Below are 16173 nucleotides of genomic sequence, written 5' to 3' on the forward strand. Positions count from 1 at the left end.
GCGGAGAATGCCATAAACATATTCTCCGCTCCTTTTGCTTTCTTAAAACCCGCTTCGATAAAAAACTTCTCTGCCTCTTTGCTTCTTTCTCGTCTTTGCGGGCAATATTGTGGCCGCCCATGATGTTGCTCATCAGTGCGCTTAAATAAAGGACCAAATTCCCTGCGAGCAAAAGTCTACACTTCTGTGTAATTGATACCCGCTTAGCCGGTATAGGCATCTGTTTGTTTGTACCAACGAATTAAAACCGCTTCTTCCACTACATCTGTTGCCGGCAAAGCAGAACAGCCATTAACCGCAGATCATGGCATACCCGGCACATGCCGGAGGGCATCATTGTTGTTGCCGACAAGGTGTAAGATCAATTGTTTAACCCGGTAAACTACCTGAGAAATGAGACAGGCTTTTCCGTTAGTCATTTCCGCTCTGCTCCTCTCCTGCGGCGGCAGCAACACCCGCTCAAATGTTGAAGCGCCGGGAGGCGGGAAGTCGGGCAAAGATAAACTGCTGAATACCGGGGCAAAAATATTACAGGACAAAACTCCGCTCAGGAAGTTCAGCGCCTACCTGGATGGTTTCCATTTCTACAATGGCAACATCAATGCGCAAATGGAAGCTCATCACTATGTTCAGCAGCTGAACGAAGATCTTTACCAGGCTATAATATTTGATGGAAATGGCGACAGTGCAAAGATCATGGGCATAGAATATATCGTGACGGCAAAACTTTTCAAGACCTTGCCGGAAGAAGAGAAAAAGCTATGGCATTCGCATGTGTATGAAGTTAAATCAGGCGAATTGATTGCCCCGGGGATCCCTGACGTTGCCGAACATGAACTGATGGAGAAACTGGTTTCTACTTATGGCAAAACTATCCATACCTGGCATACAGACCAGGAGAGAACATTGCCGGTGGGATCGCCCATGATAATGATGGGATTCACCAGGGACGGGCAACTTCACGACAGCCTGGTACAGGCGCGCGATAAAAGGTTTAACGTATCAACCGCGGAGATCCGGAAGAAAAGAGAAGATATTACGGCGCCGGCCATCGACCCCCAGGCCAACGCATGGGAGAAAGGAGAATACAGGCAGTTTGTTATAACGAATAAGATCGATAGCGCACAACATAAACACCAGGGCCAGGCACAGATAAAATGATCATCAAAAATCCGGTATAATGAATGCAGTTACATTGCTTGGAACACTTAAGAAATCGGGGCTCTCCAACACGGAAACGCTGGTATCTTTTTTTACCAGGTTCCTGAAAGAAGAGGGAGTGAACAACCAGGTGATCAAGCTGGTAGATCATAATATTCTGCCCGGCACTTATCTTAATATGGGAGCGGGAGACGCCTGGCCGGAAATATACGAACAGATAGAAGCGGCTAACATCATAATATTTGCTACGCCGGTCTGGTGGGGTAACCAGTCGTCGGAACTCCAGCGGGTAATAGAACGCCTGGACGAAGTTCATGACCAGGTGTTGGCCGGCAAACCTTCGCCCCTCGAGGGAAAAGTAGCTGGCGTTATCATCACCGGCGACTCTGATGGTTCGCAGCATATCATAGGCAACATCAGCAATTTTGTCAACGCCCTTGGTATGAGTATACCTCCTTACTGTACCCTGGCAGTACAAATGAAAGAACAGGCAAAAGGCAGCAATACAACAAAGGAAGAATTATTAAAGAAATACGAAAGCGAGTATACGAAAATGGCGAAAACCATGGCTAATGAGCTTATTAAAGTAGCCAGAATTAATTTTTTAACCAACGTTAATTCGGAAAGATCATGACTAGTTTGTCCAAAAAAACCAAAGACCACGAGGAAATTAAGAATTGGGCGGAGCAAAGAGACGGGAAACCTGCCCAGGTAGCCAACACTTCTGCAAAGAAAGAAACCGGCATACTAAGGATCGATTTCCCGCCGTATGACCCTGAAAAACTGGAAGAGATCTCATGGGACGATTTCTTTAAGAAGTTTGATGCAGAGAACCTGGTATTCCTCTACCAGGATGAGACCTCTGAAGGAGGAACCAGCTACTTTAACAAATTCATTTATGAGGAAGATGATGAATAAGAAATTATTTCTGGAATCAGCTATGTGTATGGGTAACGGCCGTCTCTATTCTTTAGAGACGGCCCTTTTTTTGAGTATCAGTTAACCCCTGATCTTCCCGGGACTGACCCCAAACTTCTTTTTAAACGCAGTACCGAAGTTATTCGGGCTGTTATATCCTAACAAATAAGCTACTTCATTAACAGGACGGTTTTCATCCAGCAACATCCTGCGGGCTTTTTGCATTTTAAGCTCGTTGATATAACCGAAAACGGTTTCCCCGAACACATCTTTAAACCCTTTCTTCAGTTTAAAGGTATTCAATCCTGCCTGGCGGCTAAGCCCCGACAGCGAATGAGCAGCGTCCGGATCTTTATCTATCAGTTCTTTCACGAAGTACAGCTTATCTATATCTCCTGCCAGGTTGGCCAGGTAATGACAAGCCTGTTGAGCTGCGCTCCTGTCGAAGAATTCTGTTTGCAACATAAACAGTTCCAGGACCCTCGATTCCAGGAAAAGTTTTTTGTAAAACCCTTTCCGTTTAACCTGGATAATATCTGCCAGCAACAGCTGCATGGCCGAGCTGATAGGCTGATGTTGAGGAGCGACCAGGGTTATTTCATCCCTCTCCATTTTTGACATGACCAGCTGGTGGACAGCGCAGTCTTCATGGAATAGCTGCCCGAAAAATGCCTTACTGAAAAGTATTTCCAGCTTAACCACCGGTTGCCGGGGACTGTTATAAATAGTCTCCGTTGTTTTATTGGCCGAAAGGGCAATGAGATTATGTTCCAGCGACGAGAACAACACCGGGCCGGGCAACGCCTTGTTGGTAGCGGTTATCTGCCCGCTCAGGGAGAAGTGCATTTCGGCCATGGGTTCCGGGGCGGTACTTTGCAGGATCAGCGGGTTGCGGGACAATATATTGCTGTAATTGATCTGTATTCCTTCCATTTCTATGGCAGTACAACTGCCTTCCAGTCCGGATTCCGGAAGCATGCTGTAATGCCGCTCTTCTATCCCCTTACTGCTTTGGCTTTCGGTCAGTTTACTGTATGGAAAAAAAGAATTGATATACATGGATGTTGTTGATTCAATACCTGCAAAGGTAAGTATCTGCCGCTTGCCGGGCTATAAAATCCTTTTTCCAGAGGTTTTACTCCTTTTTTCAAACCTCTGCAAGCGGCGCACTGCTGACTTTTGCGCTAAAAAAAAATGAATGGTAATTCAATGATCGAATATGGCTACAGGCGGTTGATCATTACCCTGACAGCCATGATCTGCGCCATCCTGGAGTTGCTGGATACGACTATTGTCAATGTAGCCCTGAATGATCTGCAAGGCAACCTGGGCGCCACGCTTTCGGAAGTGGGCTGGGTAGTGACCGCGTATGGCATCGGCAACGTGATCATCATACCTATGACCGGCTGGCTTTCCCGTCAATTCGGAAGGCGGAATTATTTTACGGGGTCCATTATTATGTTCACTGTTTTCTCTTTCCTCTGCGGCCAGGCAGGCAGTATCTGGACGCTGGCATGCTTCCGCTTTTTCCAGGGCATGGGAGGCGGCGCATTGTTAGCCACATCGCAAACTGTTATCACAGAATCGTACCCGCCTGAAAAACGGGGCGTTTCGCATCTCATCTTCATGATGGGGGTGATCATCGGCCCCGCCTTAGGCCCTTTGATCGGCGGCTATATCGTAGATAACTACAGCTGGCCTTTCATCTTCTACATCAATATACCGCTGGGCATACTGGCGGCCTTACTCTCCATGCAGTTCATAAGATCGCCCCGGTACGGCGATAAATTGCCTGCTTCCAAAGTCGACTGGCTGGGTATTTTATTGCTGGCGGCTTCGGTAGGCTCGCTGCAATATGTGCTGGAAAAAGGGCAGGAAGAAGACTGGTTTAATGATAAGACTATCCGGAATCTTTCTGTTGTGGCTTTTTTTGGCCTGATACTATTTGTCTGGCGGGAGATCACTTACCGCCATCCAATTGTTGCCGTAAGAACATTAAAGAACAGGAACCTGGCTGCGGGAACGCTTTTTTCATTTATTTATGGTTTCGGCTCTTATGGTTCTACGTTTATTGTTCCGTTGTTTACCCAATCGCAGCTGGGATGGCCGGCTACCGATGCCGGGTTGCTGGTTTGCCTTACGTCTCTTTCCAGCCTGCTCATTTTCCCGCTTACTTCATGGCTGTTAAAGACGGGCATCAAACCCCAGATCATTATGGCCTGCGGGATGGTATTGTTCTTTTTCAATTGTTACATGAGCGCCGGCATCCTCACGCCGGACACGGGGTTCCCGGTATTCTTTTATGTGCTGGTGTTCAGGTATTTCGGGTTGAACATGATCCTGCTATCGATCAGCGCTATCGCCTTTTCTTCCCTTAAAACCCATGAAATTGCGGAAGGTGCAGCATTCACCGGCATGATCAGGCAATTGGGAGGTTCTTTTGGCATCGCCATCATTACCACGTTTATTACACGAAGAAATGCACAGCACCGTATGGACCTGGTCACGCACCTGGATACCAACGACCCGCTGGTATGGGAACGTTTGCACCAGTCGCAACAGGCCTTCGTGGCAAAAGGATTCACGCCTGATCATGCTATGAGAAGCGGGTTGCAACTGATGGAACATGCAGTCAACAAACAGGCTACATTACTGTCATACATGGACGTTTACTTCACCATCGGCTTTCTTTTCCTGGCCTGCGCTCCAATTGTTTTAATGCTGAAGGCAGGTAAAAAAAATGCGATAACTGACGCACATTAAAATTTCGTTTATGGGACCTGTTGATTATAATTCATTACACCATGCAATGGTTTTCTTTGAAAGACTGAAGGAAAATGACAAGAGGCGGGAAGCCTTCTATTCTTGCCTGGAACAAAGGGGTAAAGTTTGCCTGAGAGGAAATGCGCAGAATAATGCCTGCGAATTCATCCTGTTCTTTGTCAGCGATCATTCCGAACTCTGGGAGCTTATAGAACAAGACCCGGGCATTCAATCGGGTTATTGCCGGCTAACAGACGCTTATCCCGTTTTGCTGACTGCAACCCGTCAGACGGCATCGCCTTCGGCCATTAAATAGTTTGTAAAATGGTTTTCATTGTTACATTTGCAATGACGCCGGCAGGCAACTGACCGGCATACAGTATTCTGTATCATTTGCAAAACTAACCCATAGTGAAATCATTGATCAACTTATGTGCGGCGGCGCTCATTTTCAGCTCAGCTTCGCAAGGCCAGGCCCCGGGCAAAGATCCACGGTATAAACAATATGCAGGTCGTTATGGCAACAGCAACGGTATCTGCCTCTTCGAAGACGGAAAATTTATGTTGTACGGGTATGCTACCATCGTTTTTGGCAGCTATTCATTCGACAAAGACCTGCTGCGTTTTAAACCGGACAAACCGGAACGTTTTGCCGTATACGCGCATAAAAATCCCGCTATCGGGGATAGTACCAGGATTAACTTTGCGGGTTTTGAAAGAGGGGAAACATTTGTACAGTTCAATAAAGAGCCGCTTAACAGGGTGTTTAACAGGGATGCAAACTGCTTTGACGCTCCGTTTGTATACCAACGCCCCGGAAGACCGGAAGACATCCTTCTCACTCAGACCATAGACGGGCACATAGAAGAAGGGAAACCGGAGAATTCATGGCATTACAAAAATGATAAAGGATACAACGACTTCCTTATGGTATATAACAGCCCGTCAAGAGAGAACCAGGACTTTGCAGGTGAAATATCAAACAAGGAGCCAGGCGTATTGTTACTCAGCAATTTCGGAGGAGATAAGGGCTATTCCAGGCAGGAAACGGACCGGGAGTGGAACGACATCCTGCAAATGAAAAAGGAATACGAAGGATCGGGCGCCCGGGCGGCAAATCCCGTATATGCGAACAGGCATTATAAAATCTTCTCGCCCGACCTCAGCCAATATGCCTTCGACGAAAAAACACAGCAATTTATCAGCAGATCGGCGGCAGAAAACGAAGCGCACTTCAGGAAGAACCAGTATAATGATGACCGCTACCTCAGGGCTTATGTTCTGCTGCGGCCTATTTCCAAAGCATATACAGATCAAACGGCCGGGGACGATATACCGTTTATTTTCTTTACGGTTTGCGGGGAGAGTTCGGAGAAATCTTATCGCTATACCGGCATAACGCACGAGGGTGAAGACAACAATGGGCCCATGCCAACTACAACTGCGCCGGTTTCACAATAACGGCAACCGATACCTCCGGTAATTTCGCTAACTGTCAGATATACCGTTCCGGCCTGGTATTCCTGTCATGGATGGGCAAAGCCATTGAATAATCATCCTCTTGCACACAAAAAGGGCCATACAGCCTAAGCTGCATAGCCCATTAACCAAAAGGGAGACCACGGTAATTATTTTCCGCTGCTGATCAGCTCCATTGTATAACTCATTTCAGGGTCCTTACCTGCCTGGATATACGAAATGAATTTATCCACCGGCACCTCTCTGTCAGGCATCACCCCATGCCCTTTATCAGTAGCAGCATCGAAGAAGTACAATTCCGACATCGGTACAGACAGTACGCTCTTGGTTCGCGGCAAGAGGTATTTCATAAACCAGGCTGCGGTTGTTGCTGCTTCCCCGCTGCCGGTTTCATGACCAATGATAACACCCCGCTTATTTTGCTGTACAAGTGAAGCAAAGTAGGTAGCTGCCGACACGGTACCGCCCCCGGCGAGTACATACACCTTTCCATCGAAGGCATCCTTATCCGGCGGGAAGTTCTCCAGCAGGCCATCCCGCAGGCGGGCGTTACCTACATAGATGCCGTTCTTGTCTTTGTCAAAACGCTGGTAAAGGAAATTCTTCTGGGTCTGGATATCATCGTCTGATAATCTTCTCCCGTTGTCGGCTATTGCATATTCCGGCAATGCAATGTCGATGGTGCGTGTGCGATAGTTATATACGTTCCTGAAAGGCTCGCGGGTCAGGAAAGAGTAAAGGAGCGCAGAGATCGCCGGGTTGCCGCCGCCGTTGCTGCGTACGTCGATGATCACCTGTTTGTACTTCCGCCTGTTCAATTCCCTGAAAAACTCGCTGAACTCCTTGTAAGCGTCGGCTTCGTTGATCCCAAAGGTGTTCACTGTCAATACACCGGTTTTCGTGTCGTCGTAATAGTTATTGTAAATAACGTAACTGCGTTGCAACTGGTTTAACGGGTGTACTGCCATCTTGCTGTCGTGAAACGCCTGGGTAGGATTGGCAAAAGGCAAGGTCGTTTTCTTCGTTTCCCTGCTGCCCGGCGCTATGTAACTCACCTGGAAAGTGGTTTCATGCGGCGACAGGAGGCTGTACATCACCTGGAAATTAGGATACAGGCGGTCCAGACCACTGGTGATGTAGCCATCGCTGTATGCAGGGGTCGACAATGCCTGTATAATGTCTTCTGCCGGTACGTTGTTGATACTGGTCACTTCGGCTCCAAACGGCACCACCCATCCTTTGATATTGATAAAGATCTTTCCTCTTTCTATAATAACAGGATAAGGAAACAGGTTGATCATTGAATACAGTTCCTTGGCGTTGTCGGCGCTTACGCCCAGGTTGGTATGCACATCCCTTACCAGATAGATGGGAGAATATTGCAGGCAGGATACAACGTCGGGGGCGGCAGCCGCCTTTTCCATCAACGAATCCACTTTGCGCTGGAAACTCGCTGAATCGATCCATTTGTAGGGATTCGGGTGCTGCTTCTTCAGTATCTCGGCTGCCAGCCGGAAGTCGGCTATAAAATCTTCTTTGGTAAGGTTAGAAAGCTTTTTATCCTGCGCCGATACACGAAAGCAGCACAAAGTCATCAGGGCTGCGGCGCCTGAAATTATCCATCTCTTCATGTCATTGGTTTTTGAAATTTATAAAAGCGTCAGGAGCGTATCAGCTCAAGGATCCCTTCATTGCGGATGATCATCATTCCCTGCCTGTCTTCGGTGATACCTTCTTTCAGACGGTAAGTATAACGGGGGCGGGAACCTTCCATTACCGTTGGCAGGTAAGCAAAGCGGATGTTGCTGTTTCCTTTCAGCGCCTCTCCTACTTCAATGATATGGGTAGATACAATGAAAATACAATCCTGGTATTCGGCAAATGCTGATGTTACTGCCAGTGTGCCGTCGTAAGCATCTTTTACATTCGTTCCTTTAAACAGTTCATCAAACATCAAAAGCAAACGTTTGCCGCTGGCGGCAGCTTCAGCAGCCTGTTTTACCCGCACCACTTCCGCATAGAAATGGCTGTAACCCAGCTGGATATTATCCGCTACGTTGATGGAAGAGCAGATCCCTTCCCTTACAGAAAATGTCATAGCTTCTGCCGCCACGGGGAATCCCATATGCGCCAGGTACACAGAGATACCTACCGATTTCATCAGGGTAGATTTACCGGCCATATTAGCTCCTGTAAGGAATAATACATTGCTTCCTTCCTCCATCCGGATATCGTTGCCTACAGCGCCCTGCAAGGCAGGATGACGCAGACCTTTAACGGATAAAATATTCTTTCCCTTCGGCAACGCCTCCGCATATGCGAATCCCCTGGCTTTTGCAACCCCGGCCACTGCAATAAAAACATCCAGCTCGTAGATAAACCGGAGCACCCGCTCCATTTCTTCATGCAAACGTTTCTTCAGCAAATGGTCATAGAAGGCCAGCGTGCTTATAGACAAAGGCTTGTAGATATCTATGTTCATCAGCTTGTCTACCTCCTTGTCTGCCAGGATGGAGAGTATATCTTTTACCTGGCCCGCATACCTGCCGGTTGGCGGTTGCAAGCTATGCAGGAAGAGGTAGCAGCGTTTCAGCGTTACAATGGTAGCCTGCAACCCCTGTACTTTTTTGCGGTACCTTTCGTCGCGGGTCAGGGAGGCCAAACCTTTTTTGATCAGCGTATCCACCATAGTTACGGCCATATTGCCTGCAGTACTGCCATCCAGGTATTCCCGCATCAGGCTCAGTTGTGGTACATCGAAGGGAAAATCCAGGCCGGCCTGCTGGAAAGCCTTAAATATGGCGGCCCGCTCATTGATTGTTGCGGGATCTTCCAGCGGGTTCCTGAACATTTCATCCAACACCTGTTGTCCGCCCGCTGTTTTCACCTGGTTAAACAGGTGGTATACAGACCCGTTGCGGTATTTTCCCATCAGGTTCAGTTCATCTGCCGTCTGTTTATCTATATTAAAGCTCATATTTCTTCTTTTATTGGTCCAATGCACGTTTATGACCATTCTTCAGTACATCCAGTATACCTTCGTTGCGTATGATGATCATACCATGGCGGTCGTCTGTGATGCCACGTTCAAGGGTATACGTATATTCTGGCGTCAGGCCGTTCATCCGGGTAGGCAGGTAAAGGAAACCGGTACCCGGATACTGTTTCAGGTCTTCGCCTGCCTCCACGATATGTGAAGAGATGACGAAAAGACTGTTCTTTCTTTCGGTAAAAGCGCCTGTAACAGCCACTGTAGCTTCATGTGCATCTTTTACATTGGTTCCCCTGAAAAGCTCGTCGAAGATGACCAGCAGCGATTTGCCTGCATGCAGTTCACCCGCTATCTTCTTTACGCGCAATACCTCTGCGTAGAAGTGGCTGGCGCCCATACCGAGGTTATCCGGCAGGTTGATGGTAGTATAGATGCCATCCAGCACCCTGAATTGCATTCGCTTTGCCGCAACCGGAAATCCCATATGCGCCAGGTAGACCGCGGTGCTCAGCGAACGGAGGAAAGTTGATTTGCCGGCCATGTTTGCGCCTGTCAGAAAGATCACATGCTGCGTCGCATTCATGGTTATACTGTTGCCAACTGCGTTCTTTACACCGGGATGATACACCCCTTCCAGCAAAAGCATATCTCCCTCTTCGAGGGCTTCGGGAAATACGAACTGGTTTTCTGCAGCCACATTAGCTACAGAAATAAATACATCCAGGTTGTATACATGCTGCATGAGCTTTTCTATCCTGCTGCGTTCGCGGGTCCTGAACAAAAGGTCGTAGGCCGTTACTGCGGCATACGATAATTTTCCTTTATTTTTCTCTGCATGCACCGGATCAAAAGCCGGGTCGCTCAACAGGGCGTCTATTTCCTTCCTTTCCTCTTCGTAAGCAGCAATGGATCTCACTGCCGCCGAATCAATAAATGCCCTTACCTGCTGCACCAGTTCAATAACCGAGGAAACCCCGTTGTTAACGTCCTTCTCACTCAATACGGCATTACGGGTAGCATTCCTGGTCTGCGCATCGGCATTAGCCAGGTATTTTTCAGCCATATCAAACAATGAAGCGTTAAAAGGGAAGCTCACCTTGTTTTTTGCAAAATGCTCAATGATATTGCTTCGCCTGTTTATCTGTTCCCTGTCCGATAAGGGTTTCAGGAACATTTCTTTCAATATGGCTTCGCCGCCCCTGGTACGGGTATGGTTATACAGGTCGTATATCCCTTTGCTGTCGCGCTTCCCGAAGATCCGCAGATCCTCTATTGTCTGGTCATCTGTATGCAAAATCATATCTTCCTGTTTAAATTATTTTCGTTTTCTCCTGATCAGTAAAACGGTTCCCAGCAGTAGTACAAGTCCCGGCATTACCCATACATAAAGGATCCTGAGTATGCCTGCGGCAGTAGTTCCTATCAGCAGCTTGGTATCCATTGGCTGAGGTCTTGGCGTATAAATAGGGAACTTGCCATAGTCGAGCCAGGAGTACATACTACGGCCGATAAATCCACCACCCTGGCGCATATTGCTCATAAAGTCGGCGTCGGATGTTACAATGATCCGCTGTTCTTTCTGAGCCAGTTTCCGGGTGATGGAAACGGCGGTAGTATAATGTGGAATTTTAGTATCTCCTTCCGCCGGGCTGAACGCAGGCGCCACGGAATCCGTTACCACTGCGCCGGCTTTCAGCCATGCTTTATCCGTTCCTGTTTGAAACAGGGGTTTGATCGTATATGCGCCACCGTTGGTATACTCGATGCCTGTCACTCCTGGCATCAGCATTGCGAAGCTGTCGGTTTTTTCCCTGATGGCTGTTTTCAGCAACGATAAGATCTGTTCCTGCGACAGGTCTGTTCCTTCAAGCGTAAGGAATGGCTTTACCATATGAGGCATTTCATCTTTGGAAAGCTCTATCAGGGTGCCGTCCATCATCCGTACGCCAAACTGCGCCAGCAGCGGGTTCAAAACCTGTTGCTTGCCCGGCTCGCCGAGGATGAACATGTTACCGCCGTTGTTGATATATGTTTGCAACTTTCCTGTAGTAACAGGGCTGAGGGTAGTTTTAGGATCTGCCAGTACCACCGCTGCCGCGCCGGCAGGGATCGACTGTGTTTCAGGCAGCAGGGTATCTACATCAAAGCCGATGTTGACAAGCGAATAACGATTATCCTTCGCCGTAGTATGGTACTTGAATTCCCTCTCCCCGTTCTTGTTGATATCTCTTTCCAGGTTACCTGTAAGGAATACCGCCTTAGGCATAGAGTCCTGGAGCAAACGTTTGAAGGCGGCTGCTACCTGCAACTCTTCCGGCCAGAAGGTAGGGTCGTCGAATGTCCGCAGGAAAGTAGTTCTGCCTTTATACTTCAGCTGCATCACCAGCCTGTAGTTTTCAGGGCTCAGGTCGATCTGTTTACGAACTTCCGCACCAGGCTTGAAAAGAGAAGGTTTAATCTCGTACCCTTCACACATGCGTTCCGCGATCTCCTTGTAACTTTTATGCCCCCAGGTTACAGACAGGGTACTATCGCCATCCCGCACATCATAATAATAAACGTAATTGAATTTGATATCCGGCTTAAAACGTATGTATGGTTCCCAGAGGTTCCAGAGATAGTCGTTCCTGTTTTCGGGCAGGCCTCTTGCTACTCCGCCTCCGAAAAGATTGCAGTACAGGGTTATTTCCAGGGGTTCTCCCTTCATCTCCTTAATTATGTTCTGCGTATTGACATGCAGGGTATTGGCGTTATTGGCAGTAGTATCCCAATAGCCGATATAGCCGGGCCTTGAGCTGAAATAACCTAACAACAATACGGCGCCCAGTACCAGCAGGTACCTTCCCGTTCTGATGTACCAGGGCTTCGATTCGCGGCCTGCCCGCAATTTGATCAACGTAAAGCTGACAAACATGCCTACTATCAGGATGAAGTAAACCAGGTCTTTAGTTGTGATCAGCCCTCTCAGCATTTTAGTAGTGCGGCCGGAGATAGAAAGGAAATAGGTCAGATCCCTTACCAGGTCATATTTTTGCCACAGGTTGCCAATACGGCTTAATGCAAATACGATGATAAAGCTGCCGATTGCGGATACTATCTGGTAAGTGGTAAGACTGGACATAAACAGGCCTATAGCGGTGTAGGCGCATACCAACAGGTAAAAACCCAGGGCTGCCGACAGCAACAAACCATAATCCGCGTGTTGTATATTGAACAGGCCTGTAACCATAAATATCCCTACAATGCCTACCAGCAGCAGGTTATAGATCATAATGGCCAGGTATTTACCCAGCACGATCTCGCGGATCTTCAGCGGTGAGGAGTACAATAACTTGATAGTACCGTTATTTACCTCCCGGCTGATCAATCCCATTGTCAGCAATGGTACGAACAGGAAAAGGTTCTGTAATACATTCATAAAAATGCCATCAGGCGCCAGGAAGAGAGAAGTTGTAAGCGCCAGGCCCAAGTCCTTAAACTTCGGCGTATTTTCCATCAGCACTTCCTGCCATTTGGCCAGCGGGTACAATGGGTAGGTATAATATATCCCGCATTGCACCATAAAGGCAATTGTCAGAAACCACGCTACCGGAGAATAGAAAAGATTACGCAATTCTGTTCTCGCGATCTTGAATATCATGTTCATGTAAGAAGATTATTGGAGAGATTGAATAGATAGTTGCTTGAAAATATCGTCCAGCAGGCCTTTGTCGAGGTTGATCTCCCGCAGCCTCCAGCCTTGCTGTACGCTGGCTGTGATGATCCTTTCTGTAATATCCTGGTCCCCGTCGAAATACACGCGGACCTGGCGATCGCTGAGAAATTCCACTTTTGTTGCACCGGGTATTTTCATCAGTTCCGCTACTGAAGGCGGGTTCTCCATGCGCAACAACACGCTGTGCGGCTGCACATAGTTATTGAATGCATCCATGGTATCCGAAAAGATCACCCTACCTCCTTCTATCATTACCACTTCCCGGCAAAGCAGGTGTACTTCGTTGAGGATATGTGAAGAAAGCAGTACCGTATGATCCTGTCCTATTTCGCGGATCAGTTTGCGGGCTTCTATCAGCTGGTTAGGATCCAGCCCATTGGTTGGCTCGTCCATTACCACCAGTCGCGGTTTATGAATGATAGCCTGTGCAATGCCCACGCGCTGACGATACCCGCCTGAAAGGTTTTTGATGAGCCGTGAGCTGAAATGCCCGATGCCGCAGCGTTCTTTGGCTTCTTCCACGGCTTTCCTTATACTTCCTTTTTCCATCCTGCGCAATTGGGCGCAATAGGTCAGGTACTCATCAACCGTCAGGTCGGTATACACTGGCGGATATTGAGGAAGGAAACCGATCTCCCTTTTGGCAGCTTCCGGGTGTTCCCGCATACTGATGCCATTGATATACACATTGCCTTCTGTTGGGTTCAGCACACCGCAAAGGATATTCATGGTTGTTGATTTGCCGGCTCCATTGGAGCCAAGCAAACCAACAACACCTGTTTCTGTGATTTCCAGGTTAATATCTCGTATAGCCCATGCGCTGCTATACCGGTGTGAGAGCCGTTCAATTTTCAGTATCGTACTCATTACGGATGTTGAATGTTCTGTTTAATATTTTACTACCAGCACTTTTTGTTGCTGGTTACCTGTACCGCCCGGCACTCCGATCAGGGCCAGGGCCCTGTTCTGGTACAGCCAGGGATGCGGAAGCGGCGACGGGGCAGGATAGTGTATACCATTTGCCGTATACGTCGTTATCAGCGCATCCGAGGCTGCGTCCCGGAACTCAAACACATAATTCTCATTGTATGTATGCACAGGATAGGTTATGAAATCTGACATTGTTTTGTATGCAACGCTCGCTGCTTCCGGCGTGCTTTTCCCTTTCAGCACCACTTTCACCGGTTTGCTGCCCGGCGACAGGTTGATGAACCTGATGCTGGTAGTACTGTCTCCGGCCGGGTGATAAGGCAGATGCTCTTCCACGAACATCGCCTCCGGTTGTGCAACAGTTCCCGTTACGTACAGCGAATGGATGGAACCAACCGGCAGGTCGAGATCCAGTTTCAGCAAGGGAGCGTCCTTGGCGGTGGTATCCGGGTAGTTATAGATCCAAAGGGGTTGCATGCCGCTATAGTTGTAACGGCGGGTCACCGCGTTCGTATCTCCGTATTGCAGCAATATGGTGCGGTAAAAATCATATGGCAAACTACCTTTGAAATTGGTAGCAATATACCCGCTGCCCACCACGGCGTTCATTATATTCAGCGATGCCGATTCCTTTGGCGGTACAGATTCTTTACCACACGACGCCATCAGCGTCGTTGCTAACAGGAACGTATATATGAAAGACTGTTTCTTCATTTTAATACCCTGGGTTTTGAGTGAGGAAATGGTTTACGCTGATCTCAGGCACCGGTACTGGGTACAGCGCCTGGTAATCGCCCAGCCATGGCTGTTTGAGAGGAGTAGCCGACAACACGGCGTTCATTTTGTTGGTACGTTTCAGGTCGAACCACCTGTGTCCCCATTCTGCAAACAACTCTGTTCTTCTTTCTTTTGCCACTGCATCCAGTACCTGTTCTTTGCTGAGAGAAGCCGGCAGATCGTTCAGGCCTGCACGTTTGCGGATCACGTTAAGATCGGCAATTGCCTGGCCGTCGCCACCAGCGCCATTGGCGGCAGCTTCCGCACGGATAAGGTACATCTCTGCCAGTCGCAACACCATGTAATATTCCTGCGGCGGCATGCCCGGAACACCATTAGCGCTGCTGATCTTGTATTTAAGCGGGTAGTAAGTAACTCCCGGGCTGGTACCGGTGCCAAGTGAATTATCTGTACTGTCTGTCCATTTCTTAAACCGCAGGTCATCCTTTTCAAATGCAGCCAGCAATGAAGGTGTCAGGCAAAATTGAGCGATACCTACCTTGAGTACAACAGGTCTCATGACAAAACCTTCCGGCGTGGCGTTCTTGATAGTAAAGTCTGTCAATGCCTGTTGCAGTTGCCAGATAGCTTCCCTGCTCCCGGTCAGGAACACATTATCAGGATCGGTTTCCAGCCTGTAGTCGGCCGCATTGTTGATCACCTCGGTGGCGGACGCCGCGGCGTTGTTATAATCTCCCATGTAGAGGTATACCCTTGCCAGCATTGCCAGCGCCGCATATTTGTTAGGTCTTGTACGTTCTGTGGCCGAACCTGTAGGATAAGCCGCCGGCATTGTTGCCGCTGCGTCTTTCAGGTCTTTTAATACCTGGCTATATACCTGGTCTTTAGATGCTCTTGGCAGGTGCGCCGTCTGGTTAAAATCAACTGTTAACGCCAGCGGTACCTCTCCGAAAAAGTTAACCAGGTAGAAATAGCTGAATGCACGGGCAAACTTCGCTTCTCCTGTTAACGCCAGGCGTACACTGTCTTTCAATCCCTTTGCATCTGCCAAGCCTTCGATCACGGAATTGGCGCCATAGATAGCGTCGTAGGCCGAAAACCAAATAGCCCAGGGCTTGTCGCTGTTGTAGATAGTCAGCTTGTTGGTATTTACCCCGTAGTACGACTGGTTGGCCGTGCCGGAATAGTAGTATAATTCATCCGACGACAACCCGCCCAGGATGGTCGACAATCCCGCGGCGAAGCTGTTGCTGGCAATATTGCCGATCGCCGTCATGTCCGTTCCGTTGATCATCTTGCTGTAGATGGCAACCATAGCGCTGTTTGCCTGCTTTTCACTACTGAACACCTGTCCTGTTGAAATGGTATTGATCGGATCAGGAACCGTTACCAGCTTTTTGCAGGCGCATAACATTCCAAGCAGCAGGCAACCGGACGCGATTACTATATTTCTCTTATATCTCTGCATCGCCATCGG

General features: G+C 48.4%; 14 protein-coding genes. 6 read left to right on the forward strand and 8 right to left on the reverse strand.

Annotation, left to right across the window (positions count from 1 at the left end; genetic code table 11):
• The first annotated feature begins 393 nt into the window (after window positions 1–393).
• From BLV62_RS08790 to BLV62_RS08800, 3 genes are read left to right on the forward strand one after another with little or no spacing between them, the layout of a single operon-like run.
• Window positions 394–1161, forward strand: a complete 768-nt coding sequence (locus tag BLV62_RS08790) for an OBAP family protein (protein WP_089760740.1) — start codon at window positions 394–396, stop codon at window positions 1159–1161.
• Between the two features lie 19 nt (window positions 1162–1180).
• Window positions 1181–1795, forward strand: coding sequence for a flavodoxin family protein (locus BLV62_RS08795; RefSeq protein ID WP_089760743.1), 615 nt, complete (start codon window positions 1181–1183; stop codon window positions 1793–1795).
• The gene (locus BLV62_RS08800; protein ID WP_089760746.1) at window positions 1792–2079 is read left to right on the forward strand and encodes an RNA methyltransferase; all 288 of its coding nucleotides are present in this window, start codon (window positions 1792–1794) and stop codon (window positions 2077–2079) included. Before BLV62_RS08795 ends, BLV62_RS08800 begins: the two co-directional genes overlap by 4 nt.
• Before the next feature lie 81 nt (window positions 2080–2160).
• On the opposite strand, the gene BLV62_RS08805 is transcribed toward BLV62_RS08800, so the two are convergent.
• Window positions 2161–3138 carry a helix-turn-helix domain-containing protein gene (locus BLV62_RS08805; protein WP_089760749.1) on the reverse strand — a complete coding sequence of 326 codons (978 nt, stop codon included), beginning with the start codon at window positions 3136–3138 and terminating at the stop codon, window positions 2161–2163.
• A 135-nt stretch (window positions 3139–3273) separates the two neighbouring features.
• On the opposite strand from BLV62_RS08805, the gene BLV62_RS08810 reads away from it, so the two are divergent.
• The 3 genes from BLV62_RS08810 to BLV62_RS08820 all read left to right on the forward strand — a co-directional run bounded on the left by BLV62_RS08810 (window position 3274) and on the right by BLV62_RS08820 (window position 6303).
• Window positions 3274–4842, forward strand: a complete 1569-nt coding sequence (locus BLV62_RS08810) for a DHA2 family efflux MFS transporter permease subunit (RefSeq protein WP_089760752.1) — start codon at window positions 3274–3276, stop codon at window positions 4840–4842.
• 10 nt (window positions 4843–4852) lie between these two features.
• Window positions 4853–5158: a hypothetical protein gene (locus tag BLV62_RS08815; protein ID WP_089760754.1), complete on the forward strand. Its 306-nt coding sequence runs from the start codon at window positions 4853–4855 to the stop codon at window positions 5156–5158.
• 95 nt (window positions 5159–5253) lie between these two features.
• On the forward strand, window positions 5254–6303 hold the full coding sequence (locus BLV62_RS08820) for a hypothetical protein (protein ID WP_139170033.1): 1050 nt from the start codon (window positions 5254–5256) through the stop codon (window positions 6301–6303).
• A gap of 167 nt (window positions 6304–6470) precedes the next feature.
• On the opposite strand, the gene BLV62_RS08825 is transcribed toward BLV62_RS08820, so the two are convergent.
• The 7 genes from BLV62_RS08825 to BLV62_RS08855 are packed head-to-tail and all read right to left on the reverse strand — an operon-like array spanning window position 6471 to window position 16164.
• Window positions 6471–7952, reverse strand: coding sequence for a S41 family peptidase (locus BLV62_RS08825; protein ID WP_089760760.1), 1482 nt, complete (start codon window positions 7950–7952; stop codon window positions 6471–6473).
• Window positions 7953–7981: 29 nt separating this feature from the next.
• Entirely contained in the window at window positions 7982–9298 is a 1317-nt protein-coding gene (locus BLV62_RS08830; RefSeq protein ID WP_089760762.1) for a MutS-related protein, read from the reverse strand.
• A gap of 10 nt (window positions 9299–9308) precedes the next feature.
• Complete coding sequence (locus BLV62_RS08835) at window positions 9309–10613, reverse strand: MutS-related protein (RefSeq protein ID WP_089760764.1); 1305 nt, start codon at window positions 10611–10613, stop codon at window positions 9309–9311.
• A gap of 15 nt (window positions 10614–10628) precedes the next feature.
• Window positions 10629–12959, reverse strand: coding sequence for a Gldg family protein (locus BLV62_RS08840; RefSeq protein ID WP_089760766.1), 2331 nt, complete (start codon window positions 12957–12959; stop codon window positions 10629–10631).
• 9 nt (window positions 12960–12968) lie between these two features.
• The gene (locus BLV62_RS08845; protein WP_089760768.1) at window positions 12969–13895 is read right to left on the reverse strand and encodes an ABC transporter ATP-binding protein; all 927 of its coding nucleotides are present in this window, start codon (window positions 13893–13895) and stop codon (window positions 12969–12971) included.
• Window positions 13896–13916: 21 nt separating this feature from the next.
• Window positions 13917–14672 carry a DUF4397 domain-containing protein gene (locus tag BLV62_RS08850; RefSeq protein WP_089760770.1) on the reverse strand — a complete coding sequence of 252 codons (756 nt, stop codon included), beginning with the start codon at window positions 14670–14672 and terminating at the stop codon, window positions 13917–13919.
• A 1-nt stretch (window position 14673) separates the two neighbouring features.
• Complete coding sequence (locus tag BLV62_RS08855; RefSeq protein WP_168927767.1) at window positions 14674–16164, reverse strand: RagB/SusD family nutrient uptake outer membrane protein; 1491 nt, start codon at window positions 16162–16164, stop codon at window positions 14674–14676.
• Window positions 16165–16173 lie beyond the last annotated feature (9 nt).

Source organism: Chitinophaga terrae (ex Kim and Jung 2007), assembly GCF_900107795.1.
Lineage (GTDB): Bacteria > Bacteroidota > Bacteroidia > Chitinophagales > Chitinophagaceae > Chitinophaga > Chitinophaga terrae.

Bases quoted from the DNA above. Each gene is read 5' to 3' on its own strand.
- BLV62_RS08830 (WP_089760762.1), bottom strand. From the start codon at position 9,298: ATGAGCTTTAATATAGATAAACAGACGGCAGATGAACTGAACCTGATG.
- BLV62_RS08840 (WP_089760766.1), bottom strand. From the start codon at position 12,959: ATGAACATGATATTCAAGATCGCGAGAACAGAATTGCGTAATCTTTTC.
- BLV62_RS08825 (WP_089760760.1), bottom strand. From the start codon at position 7,952: ATGAAGAGATGGATAATTTCAGGCGCCGCAGCCCTGATGACTTTGTGC.
- BLV62_RS08815 (WP_089760754.1), top strand. From the start codon at position 4,853: ATGGGACCTGTTGATTATAATTCATTACACCATGCAATGGTTTTCTTT.
- BLV62_RS08790 (WP_089760740.1), top strand. From the start codon at position 394: ATGAGACAGGCTTTTCCGTTAGTCATTTCCGCTCTGCTCCTCTCCTGC.
- BLV62_RS08845 (WP_089760768.1), bottom strand. From the start codon at position 13,895: ATGAGTACGATACTGAAAATTGAACGGCTCTCACACCGGTATAGCAGC.
- BLV62_RS08800 (WP_089760746.1), top strand. From the start codon at position 1,792: ATGACTAGTTTGTCCAAAAAAACCAAAGACCACGAGGAAATTAAGAAT.
- BLV62_RS08810 (WP_089760752.1), top strand. From the start codon at position 3,274: ATGAATGGTAATTCAATGATCGAATATGGCTACAGGCGGTTGATCATT.
- BLV62_RS08795 (WP_089760743.1), top strand. From the start codon at position 1,181: ATGAATGCAGTTACATTGCTTGGAACACTTAAGAAATCGGGGCTCTCC.
- BLV62_RS08805 (WP_089760749.1), bottom strand. From the start codon at position 3,138: ATGTATATCAATTCTTTTTTTCCATACAGTAAACTGACCGAAAGCCAA.
- BLV62_RS08855 (WP_168927767.1), bottom strand. From the start codon at position 16,164: ATGCAGAGATATAAGAGAAATATAGTAATCGCGTCCGGTTGCCTGCTG.
- BLV62_RS08850 (WP_089760770.1), bottom strand. From the start codon at position 14,672: ATGAAGAAACAGTCTTTCATATATACGTTCCTGTTAGCAACGACGCTG.
- BLV62_RS08835 (WP_089760764.1), bottom strand. From the start codon at position 10,613: ATGATTTTGCATACAGATGACCAGACAATAGAGGATCTGCGGATCTTC.